Source organism: Kitasatospora sp. NPDC054795 (assembly GCF_053611565.1).
On sequence record NZ_JBSHAP010000013.1, the window covers coordinates 96,809 to 105,504 of the forward strand.

5 protein-coding genes are annotated in these 8,696 nt (G+C 75.6%); 2 read left to right on the plus strand and 3 right to left on the minus strand.

The window, feature by feature from the left end:
- The first annotated feature begins 101 nt into the window (after positions 1-101).
- Entirely contained in the window at positions 102-1,226 is a 1,125-nt protein-coding gene (locus tag ACWGJO_RS07270; RefSeq protein WP_452182556.1) for a hypothetical protein, read from the plus strand.
- On the plus strand, positions 1,223-1,345 hold the full coding sequence (locus ACWGJO_RS07275; RefSeq protein WP_452182557.1) for a hypothetical protein: 123 nt from the start codon (positions 1,223-1,225) through the stop codon (positions 1,343-1,345). The genes ACWGJO_RS07270 and ACWGJO_RS07275 overlap by 4 nt, the downstream gene beginning before the upstream one ends.
- Here the strand turns inward: ACWGJO_RS07275 and ACWGJO_RS07280 are convergent.
- From ACWGJO_RS07280 to ACWGJO_RS07290, 3 genes are all read right to left on the minus strand, one after another.
- A complete protein-coding gene (locus tag ACWGJO_RS07280) occupies positions 1,342-3,171 on the minus strand; it encodes an ABC transporter family substrate-binding protein (protein WP_452182558.1) in 1,830 nt (609 codons plus the stop codon). The genes ACWGJO_RS07275 and ACWGJO_RS07280 overlap by 4 nt on opposite strands.
- A gap of 92 nt (positions 3,172-3,263) precedes the next feature.
- Positions 3,264-5,864, minus strand: coding sequence for a SpoIIE family protein phosphatase (locus ACWGJO_RS07285; RefSeq protein WP_452182559.1), 2,601 nt, complete (start codon positions 5,862-5,864; stop codon positions 3,264-3,266).
- 228 nt (positions 5,865-6,092) lie between these two features.
- Positions 6,093-8,696: SpoIIE family protein phosphatase (locus ACWGJO_RS07290; RefSeq protein WP_452182560.1), on the minus strand; the 2,604-nt coding region annotated here is incomplete at its 5' end.

Consider the following 8,696-nt stretch of genomic DNA (forward strand, 5'->3'; position numbering starts at 1 on the left):
AGCGCCCAGGTGAGCAGAAACGGGCAGGTCGCACGGGATCAAGATCACAGGTGGGCCACACACCCTTCACTCCGCGGCCCGCCTCCGACACTCTTCCGGTCGTGATCCAACACCTCCGGGCCTCGCTGCCCTGGCTGTTCCGCGCCGTCGGCGCCGTGCTCCTGTACCTGGCGGTCCTCCACGACCTGCCGGACCCAACCGCTCTCGGCTGCGTGATCGGCTTCCTGGTGGGCCAGGAGCCGCTGTCCGACCTCTGGTTCCTGCTCACCCACCGGCTCTGCGGAGGGCGGCTGTACAGCGCCTCGTACGGCAGGGGCCGGACCCTGTGGAGCGGCTCGGTCGCCGGGGTGCCCGTCGAACTGGGGCTGCGGCCGACGAGCGGATTCCTGTTCCCCTGGGGCCTGCTGCCGGTCCGCGCACCCCGGCTGCGGCTGTGGCTCGTCTCGGTCGCACGGTTCGGAGTCCACGCGGGGCTCGGGGCCTGGCTGGCGGCCTCCGCCACGGAACTGCCCCGGGGCATCGGCCTCGGGCTGCTGTTCTCCCTCGCCATGACCGCGGTGACCTCCGCGACGAGCCCGGTCAACTCCCTCTGGGCCGTGTTCGTCATGCCCTTCCGGCCAGGATCCGTGACGATCGACGCCGAGTCGCCGAGCGCCGTCGAGGCCGAGCGGTTCCTGGTCCGGGGCCGGATCTCCGAGGCGCGCCGCGAGCTGGACAAGGGCACACCCATGGTCCTCACCGCTGCCGGGATCGCGCTGGCCGAGGGCCACTACGAGGAGGCCGACCGGCTCGCCGACGAGGCCTTCGAACGGGGCCACACCCCCGCCGACTCGGCCGTGGCCTTCATCGCCGCCATGACCTTCGTGGGCCGCGTCGACGCCGGGGAGCACTCCCCCGCGCGGGCCGGAGCACTGCTGGAGCCGTATCTCGTCCGACTGGGCGTCCACGACCGGACGCTCGCCCGCGACTTCCTCCCGGCGGTCGAGCTCGCCCGGTTCCAGAACGATCCGCAGGCCGCCGTCCGCATGGCCCGCCGTCTGTCGCACACGGTCGGCTCCCGCTTCCACCGGTCCCTGGCCTGCTGCTCCCTCGCCGCCGCCCTCATCGCGGCCGGGCGTCCGGAGGAGGCCCGCGAGGCGCTCGCCCGGGCCCGCCGGGAGTGCCCCGAACTGGCCCGGATCGCCGATGTCGAACGCATGCTGGAGCCGGTGGAGGCGGCCCGGTGAGTGTCCCGATCGTCCTGGTGCGCGGCACCCGGTTCAGTGCCGGCCTCCGGCACCTCGCGAACCTCGACGCTCCGGAGGCCGTCACTGACGCCGTGCGCCGCTTCGCCCGGGAGCTCTAGCCGAGCAGGCCCACGTCCTGGAAGCGCGGCCACCCGTAGCCGTACGCGCCCGCGCCGGCCACCTCGGTCCGGACCCCGACCAGCTCCGGCCGCTGGTAGAGCGGCACCGAGTGGCCGAGCTGCCAGATCCGCACGTCCGCCTCCTGGAGCAGGCCCAGCCGGGCCGCCGGGTCCGGTTCGGCGGCCGCCCGGTCGAACAGCCGGTCGATCTCCTCCGTGCCGCTGCGGCCGAAGTTGCCGCCCGGCTGGGGCACGCCGTCCAGGTCCGGCCGGGGCTTGGCATAGACGGAACGCTGTTCGACCGCCGGGCTGGGGCCGGCCGGCCAGGAGAGGAGCGCGAGGTCGTAGTCCCCGGCCGCCAGGTGCTCCCCGACGAAGGACTCGGCGGGCGCGGGCACCCGCTGCACCGCGATCCCGGACTCCCCGAGCTCTGCGACGAGCGCGTCGGCGGTGCGCTCGGCGGTCGCCGAACCGGCCGGGACGAGCAGCGAGAGGGCGAGCGGCTTGCCGTCCTTGGCCCGGGTGCCCCCGCCGGCGGGCCGCATCCAGCCCGCCTCGTCCAGCAGCAGGCCCGGGTCCGCCGGACCGGCCGCGTCGCTGTTGTCCCGGTAGCCCTGCTGGTCGCCCGCGAACAGGTGGCTGCCCAGCGGGGCGGCGGGCAGGCCGAGCGGGGTGAGCGCGGCGTCGGCGATCCGCCGCCGGTCGACGGCCCGGGTGAGGGCCCGCCGCACCAGCGGGTCGGTCAGCGGGCCGCGCGCCGCGTTGAGGGTGAGCTGGGTGAGCGAGGCCGCGGCGGCCCGGTGCACGGTGACGCCCGGCAGCGATTCGGCCCGCCGCAGCGCCAGTGCCGCGGCCTCGGGCGCGGCCGCGGGCGGCGGCGCGGCAGAGGCGGAGGCGGAGGCGGAGGCGGAGGCGGAGGCGGAGGCGGAGGGCTCGGGAGGGGCGGCCGGCGCCGCCCGGTCCACCGCCGCGGTGAGCGGGGCGATGTCCAGCCGGTCCTGGTCCAGCGCGTCCAGCCGCTGCTCGGGCCGCACGGCGAGGAAGTCGATCCGGTCGGCCTTCGGCGGATCGCCCCACCAGAGCGGGCTGCGCACCACGGTGACCGTCCCGCCCTCGGCGTCGTACCGGGAGAGGGTGTACGGGCCGGCGCTCGGCCGGCCTCCCTCGGCCGGCGGCCGGGTGGAGGCGGCCGGGCCGGCCGTCTCGGCGGCCGGGTAGAGCGGGCCGAACAGTGCGCGCCACTCCGCGTACGGCCGCCGGAACGTCACCCGCACCTCGGACGGGTCGGCGCCCTGGGCGACCGACTCGATGGTGTCGTACCCGGCCGCCTTCCCGCTCCGGCTGGCCGGGTCCGGACCGGACAGCGCGATCCGCTGGGCGTCGAGGTCGGCGGCCGAGACCGGGGTGCCGTCGCTCCAGACGGCGCGCGGGTTGAGCCGGTAGGTCACCACCTGCGGCTGCTGCCCGGGTGGGGTGGAGTCGAAGCCCGCCAGGTAGTCGGGGTCGGGGACGAGCTGGCCGTGCTCGTCGGGCCGGAACAGCGAGGGGTACAGCGCGTGGGCGAGCAGCGCCGAGTCGGCGGTCGCCGCGCCCTGGTAGACGTTCAGCGTGGCCGGGACGCCGTCCACCGCCCAGCGCAGCGTGCCGCCGTCCAGGACGGCAGTGCGGTCGGCGGGCCCGACGTCCCCGGTGGTGGCGGTGGGATCGGCCGGGGCGGGCACGGGCACGGGGGCGGGGGCACGGGGGCCCGGGTCGTCGGAACAGCCGCCGAGACCGGCGGAGAGCAGCAGCGCGGCGGCTGCGGCGGTGAGCTGGCGGACACGCATGGCGGCCATCGAACGCCGCCGCGGCCGCCCGGCCCGTGCCGACACGGCGGGCCGCCGGGCGACTGCACCCGTCCGGCCCACCGTTGCGGCGGCTACAGGGCCAGCTCGAACCAGACGATCTTGCCCTTGGGCGTGCGCCGGCTGCCCCAGCGCTCGGCCAGCAGGCTGACCAGCTGCAGGCCGCGCCCGCCCTCGTCGGTCTCCTGGGCGCGCCGCTGCCGGGGCTGCGCGTAGCCGTCGTCCCAGACCTCGCAGACCAGGCTGCGCTCGCGCAGCAGCCGCAGCCGGATCTCGCCCCGCCCGTGCTTGAGCGCGTTGGTGACCAGCTCGCTGACCAGCAGCTCGGTGGTGTCGACCAGCTCATCCAGCCCCCGGGCGAGCAGCCAGCTGCACGCCAGCTCCCGGGCCTTGGCCACCGAGGTGGGCTCGGGCGGCAGGTACCAGTTGCCGACGGCGTCGTCGGGGAAGGCGTGCACCTTGGCCATCAGGAGGGCGATGTCGTCCTCGCCGTGGTGCGGATTGAGCTCCCCGAGCACGTGGTCGCAGAGGTCCTCCAGCCCCTTGCCCTCGTCGGAGAGCGCGGAGCGGAAGGCCCGCAGGCCCTCGTCCAGCTGGTGCTTGCGGCTCTCCACCAGGCCGTCGGTGTAAAGGCCGAAGACGGCGCCGTCCGGGAGGTCGATCTCGACCTCCTCGAAGGGCTCGCCGCCGACGCCGAGCGGCAGGCCGGGCGGTACGTCGAGCATCCGGGCGCCCTCGCCGGGGCTGAGCAGGACGGGCGGCAGGTGGCCGGCGTTGGCGATCCAGCAGCGCCGGCTGACGGCGTCGAAGACCGCGTAGACGCAGGTCGCCAGGTAGACCTCGCGGGCCTCCTCGTCGGCGGTCGAGGTGAGCCGGCCGTACGGGGTGGGCGGGCCGACCGGCACCGAGTCGTCGCCGAGGCCGCGGGCGATCTCGTCCAGGGCGGTGAGCACCTCGCCCGGCTCCAGGTCGAGCATGGCCAGGGTGCGGACGGCGGTGCGCAGTTGGCCCATGGCGACGGCGGCGCGCAGGCCGCGGCCCATCACGTCGCCGATGACCAGCGCGGTGCGGTTGCCGGGCAGCGGGATGACGTCGAACCAGTCGCCGCCGACCTCGGTGTTGTTGTTGCTGGGCAGGTAGCGGCAGGCGATCTCCAGGCCGCTGGCGGCCGGGTTGCCCGGGGGCAGCAGGCTGCGCTGGAGGATCAGCGCCCGCTCGTGCTCGCGCCGGTAGAGCCGGGCGTTGTCGATGCAGACGGCGGCGCGGGCGACGAGTTCCTCGGCGATCGCGACGTCGCGGGCGTCGAAGGGCTCGCTGCCGATCGCCCGGGAGAGCTGGACGAGGCCGAGCACCTGGTCGCGGGCGACCAGCGGGACGATCAGGGTGGAGCGCAGCAGCGGGTCGCGCCCGGGCTCGGGGACGACGCTGCGGCCGGTGCGCAGCGCCCGGGCGTGCGGGGAGCGGCGGGGGTAACAGAGGGTGCCGCCGGCCTCGGCGATCGGCAGGCCGGTCACCGAGCCGAGCACCGAGGAGGCGCCGCCGACCACGCTGGAGACGGCGACCCGGCGCAGTTCGCCGCTGCCGTCGGTGAGCACGGTGTCGCCGAGCCGGCCGGCGCTGGGCACGGTCTCGCCGGAGAGCAGCGCGGTGTAGAGGTCGACGGTGGCGAGGTCGCAGAACGGCGGGACGACGACGTCCAGCAGTTCCTTGGCGGTGGTCTCCAGGTCGAGCGTGGAGCCGATGTGCGCGCTGGCCTCGTTGAGCAGGGCCAGGTTGCGGCGCACGCCGTCGGCCTCGCGCTCGGCGACGTGCCGGCTGGTGACGTCGGAGACCTGCCCGGCGACGCCCATGGTCTGCCCGGCGGAACCGTTCAGGCGGTACAGCGAGACGGCCCAGAGCCGGTTGCCCTCGCGGGTCGGGACGGCGCCGTGGAAGCGCAGGTCGAAGACGGGCTCGCCGGTGGCCAGGACCTTGCGCAGGGCGGCGGAGAGCCGGTCGGCCTCGGACGACGGGAAGAGGTCGTGCGGGGTGAGGCCCTCCAGGTCGGTGGGGACCAGGCCCATGCCGGAGGCGAAGGCGTCGTTGACCCGCTGCAGCCGCAGCCGGTCGTCGAACAGCACGAAGCCGGTGGGGGTCTGTCCGAAGACGGCCTCGGAGGCGGCCAGGTCGGTCTCGATCCGGCGCAGCCGTCCGAGGTCGACGGCCAGGCAGGTGGCACCCGCCGTGGGCAGGGAGCTGTCGGGCATCAGGTAGAGCTCGGCGAGGCCCTCGCCGCCGTCGGCGTCCCGGTACGGGGTGGTGCCGACCCATTCCTCGCCCGCCAGGGTGCGCTCCAGCCGGGCCCGGCCGCGCTGCCAGAGCTCGCGGGGGACGAAGGTGGAGATCGGGTCGGCGCCGACGGCCTCGGCGGCCGGGACCCCGAAGAACTCGGCGGCGCGCTCGCTCCACTGGCTGATCCGCCCGTCGGGGCCGATCGCGAAGGTGGCGACCCGGATGTAGTCGTAGATCGAGCCGGGGTCGCCCGCGCCCCAGGGCCGGTCCTCGGCGACGGGGTGGTGGCCGCGGCCGGCGGGCGCGCCGTCCGGTACGGGCAGGTGCGAGGAGCCGGCCTGCCCGGGTACAGCGGCATGACCGCTGCTCCTCGGCGACACGCTCCGCGCCGGAGTGCTGTTCAACGGACCGACCCCTCCAACCCGCGACCGTCCGGATGTCGAGAAGACCGAGTATTCATCATCGAGGGGTACGTTCACACGCCCTCAACATCACAACATCAGATCGGGCGAAGGTTTTTGTCCTACCGCCCGCGCAACCACAATGCCACGCCCGCGCCCCCTTCCGGAGCGCGCGCTCCCCCTGAGCGCCCGATGGCACTGGCGACACCCCCTCCTCGCTGTTCGCTCCGCTCACGATCCGTCCGGCTCATTACCCGGCAGCGCCTGCTCGAACCAGACCACCTTGCCGATCCCCTCGGCCCGGGCGCCCCAGTGCAGGGCCAGCCGGTGGACCAGCTCCAGACCGCGCCCGCCCTCGTCGGCCTCGGCGGCGTGCCGCTCCTGGGGCGGGTCGGGCAGCGGATCGGAGATCTCGACCAGCAGCGTCTCGCCGAGCGTCAGCCGCACCCCGATGGGGGCGCTGGCGTACCGGACGGCGTTCGTCACCAGCTCGCTGACCAGCAGCTCGGCGATGTCGGTGAGCTCCTCGACGCCCCACTCGGCGAGCGTGGCGCGGACCAGCCGGCGCGCCCGGGAGACGGCGGTGGGCTCGGCGGGCAGGGTCCAGCCCGCCGTCGGGGTGCCGGCCTGGCCGTGGCCGAGCCGGGCCAGCAGCAGCGCGACGTCGTCCGGCTCCCGGCCCTGCTCCATGGTGTCCAGCACCGCCTCGCAGGCGGCCTGGATGGAGGCGTGCGGCTCCTGGAGCACCGTGATCAGCCGGCCGAGGCCGACGTCCAGGTCCTTGTCCCGGGACTCGACCAGGCCGTCGGTGCACAGCGCCAGCAGGCTGCCCTCGGGGATCTTCAGTTCGACCGATTCGAACGGAACTCCGCCCACTCCGAGCGGGGCGCCGGAGGGCAGGTCGAGGATGCGGCCGGCGCCGCCGCGCAGCGGGCCGCCGTTGCGGGTCGGCTCCGGGGCGGCCTCGCCGGGCACCACCAGCACCGGCGGGATGTGCCCGGCCTTGGCCACGGTGAGCCGGGCCGTCGTCGGGTCGAAGACCGCGTAGACGCAGGTGGCCAGCAGCGCCTCGTCCGGGCCCTGGGCGAGGTCGTCGGCAAGCTCGTGGACGTGCCGCAGCAGGACGTCCGGCGGCAGGTCGAGGGCGGCCAGCACCCGGACGGCGGTGCGCAGCCGTCCCATGGTGGCGGCGGCCCGCAGGCCGTGGCCCATCACGTCGCCGACGACCAGCGCGGTGCGGTCGCCGGGCAGCGGAATGACGTCGAACCAGTCGCCGCCGACCTCGGTGCCGCTGCTGCCGGGCACGTACCGGTAGGCGACCTCGACGCCGGTGGGCTGCGGGACCTGCTGCGGGAGCAGGGTCCGCTGGAGGGTGAGCGCGGCGGTGCGTTCGCGGGCGTAGAGGCGGGCGTTGTCCAGCGAGCTGCCGGCCCGGTCGGCCAGCTCGACGGTGAAGGCCAGGTCGTCCCGGTCGAAGCCCTCGCGGTAGCCGGACCGGCTGACCAGCAGCAGGCCGATCACGATGCCCCGGGCGCGCAGCGGCACGACCAGCATCGAGTGCACGCCGAGGTCCCGCGCGGCCTGCATCTTCGGGTCGCCGGGGTAGGTCACCTCGTCCAGCTGGTCGGCGCCGGACAGCGGCTCGGGCACGCCGGTGCGCAGCACCCGGCCGCAGACGGAGTCCTCGGCGAAGGTGATCCGGGCGCCGCGGCGCAGCATCACGTCCACCTCGGGGCCGTCCTGGACGGAGGCGGTGCCGAGCTGGAGCAGCGAGGTGCGCCGGTCGTGGCCGTGCCGGGGCAGGTCGTCGCCGTGCGCGACGGCCTGGAGCAGGATCACCGCGGAGTGGTCGGCCAGCCGGGGGACGACCGAGCCGGCCAGCTCCTGGGCGATCCGGGAGGCGTCCAGGAGGTCGCCGACCCGGGAGCCGAACTCGTTGAGCAGCGAGAGCCGGCGCCGGGCGTGCTCGACCTTGGCGACCGCCCGGTAGCGCTCGGTCACGTCCATCACGGTGCCGGAGATCCCGAGCACCCGGCCGGAACGGTCGGTCATCCGGCTGTAGGAGATCGACCGGTAGCCGGCCCGGGCGGTGACCGGGGAGGCCAGGGTGACGTCGATGACCGGCTCGCCGGTGGCCAGCACCTGGCGCTGGATGGCGGTGATCTCGTCGGCGGCCCGCTCCGGCAGGGTCTCGCCGGTGGTGCGGCCGACGTGGTCGTCCAGGGCGACGCCGTTCATCTCGGCGAGGGTCTGGTTGACGGCGGTGTAGCGCAGGTCGGTGTCCATGATGGCGATGCCCAGCGGGGACTGCTCGAACAGCGCGTCGCGCACCGCGAGGTCCCGCTCGACGGCCTGGACGGCGGCCGCCTCGGCCATGTTGACCTGGAGGAACGGGGTGCCGTCGCCGTCCACCAGGAGGGAGATCCGGGCGTCCACGGCGACCGGGGAGCCGTCCCGGTCGCGCAGCTCGGCGGGGCCGGCCCAGCGGCCGTGCCGCAGGGTGTCCTGGATCGCGCGCCGGATCCGGACGACCTGCTCCCGGTCGGGGATCAGCTCGTCGATCCGGCGGCCGACCAGCAGCTCGTTCGGCCAGCCGAGCAGTTCCTCGGCGGCCGGGCTCCAGAGCACCACCCGGCCCGCGGTGTCCAGGATCGCGATGGCGACCTTGAGCATGTCCAGCAGGCTGCCCTCGGCGGGCGTGCCCGGACCGCCGGGACCGCCCGGGGCGCCCGGGGCGTCGGCGGGCCCGCCGGGGAACGGCCGGCCGGGACGGCCGCGCAGATCGGACCGGGCGCCGGGGCCGGCCACCGGGGTCGGCGCCGGCTGGTCGGGACC

Bases quoted from the DNA above. Each gene is read 5' to 3' on its own strand.
- ACWGJO_RS07280 (WP_452182558.1), bottom strand. From the start codon at position 3,171: ATGCGTGTCCGCCAGCTCACCGCCGCAGCCGCCGCGCTGCTGCTCTCC.